The 1,627-nt window shown below is 38.9% G+C and carries 2 protein-coding genes; both read left to right on the forward strand.

Features of this window, described 5'->3' with window-relative positions; genetic code table 11:
* On the forward strand, positions 1–979 hold a 979-nt coding region (locus LZ634_RS22150), incomplete at its 5' end, for a phage capsid protein (protein WP_234508890.1).
* A gap of 87 nt (positions 980–1,066) precedes the next feature.
* Positions 1,067–1,627 (forward strand): phage tail protein (locus LZ634_RS22155; protein WP_234508891.1); only part of this gene is annotated, 561 nt, incomplete at its 3' end.

The raw sequence follows: 1,627 nt of genomic DNA on the forward strand, positions 1-1,627 counted from the left end.
GTCTACAATTAATAATGGTACACTTCAGGGTGTTGATTCTGGTAAGAACGGTTCCCCTTCAGATAACCTAGCTCTATTTCTAAAAGTCTTTTCCGGTGAAGTTCTAACTGCTTTTGCACGTCGTTCTGTAACTATGGACAAAATTATTACTCGCACTATTGCCAGTGGTAAAAGTGCTGCCTTCCCTGTAATTGGTCGGGCTGCTGCTTTCTACTTGGCACCGGGTGAATCAGTTCTTGATAAGCAAACTGCAATTAAGAATACTGAAAAAGTAATTACTATTGATGGTCTACTTGCTGCTTCTACTATTGTATTTGATATTCAAAACGCTATGGCTTATTTCGATAGCCGTCAAGAATATGCAAATCAACTTGGTGAAAGTCTTGCTATTACCGTTGACCAAAACGTTCTCGCTGAAATTGCTATTCTTACTAATACTGGTACAGATGAGAATCTACCGGGTCTTGGTCATACTAAAGTTTATGCAATTGATGCCTCTTCTAATCCTGCTGATTTTGGTAAAGCAATTCTATCCCAACTAATGGTTGCACGTGGTGCATTTACAGACAACTACGTTCTAACTGGCGACCGTTATGCATATGTTGAACCAGAAACCTACTCAGCTATTCTTGCTGCTCTAATGCCAAACAGTGCTCAATATTCCGCACTTGGTGATCTTGAGAAAGGTGTGTTGTCTAACGTTGGTGGCTGGACAATCGTAGAAGTTCCACACCTAAGTGGTTCAGTAGATCCTAAGCATACCTTCCCGACTACTGGTGAGGTTACTAAAGAAAACGTAGTAGTTCTATTAGCACACAAATCTGCTGTAGGTATGGTGAAACTAAAAGACGTTAAATTAGAACGTGAACGTAAAGCAGAATACCAAGGCGACCTAATCGTTTCCACTCTTGCATGTGGTGTTGGTGGCCTACGTCCTGAAGCTGCTGCTGCAATTGTTCTAAAAGCAAGTGGCGAATAATAACCACTAAAAAAATAAATTTATAAATACCCATATCCACTCATTGTGGGTATGGGTTTTTTTTCGTCATTAATAGGAGTAATCAAAATGGCAACTTCATATTCAACAAATGTCTATTCCGCTATTACTTTAGATTGTGTGAACGATATCATCGGTAGTATAGGCGAGATGCAAAGCTCATCTTTAGACACGTCAAACTCTGACGTAGTAAACGCACTACGTATTTTAGATCGTGAAAATCGTAAACTTCAATCAGAAGGATGGACTTTTAATATCCAACGTTCAGCACGTCTATCACCTGATTCATATAGTCGTATGATTAAATTCAATGCTGATTATATTTCAATGCTGGAACCAAATAAACAAACTGTATATGTAAATCGGGATGGTTATGTTTTCGACCGAGTAAAGCAAACAAACTTCTTTGATTCAGCAATTACAGTAGACCTAATTACCATGCTTCCTTTGGAAGAAATGCCTGATTGTTTCCTTCAACTCATTGTAGCTCGTTCAGCACGTCGCTTTAACAATGAATACTTTGGTGCACCTGAAATAGATGGCAAATGGCAACAGGAAGAACAACGTGCATTAATTCAATGCAATATGTTTGAGACTGATTACGGGGATTACAACATGCTTACAGATGAT

The sequence above is a fragment of the Kluyvera intermedia genome (genome assembly GCF_021440345.1).
Lineage (GTDB): Bacteria > Pseudomonadota > Gammaproteobacteria > Enterobacterales > Enterobacteriaceae > Kluyvera > Kluyvera intermedia_A.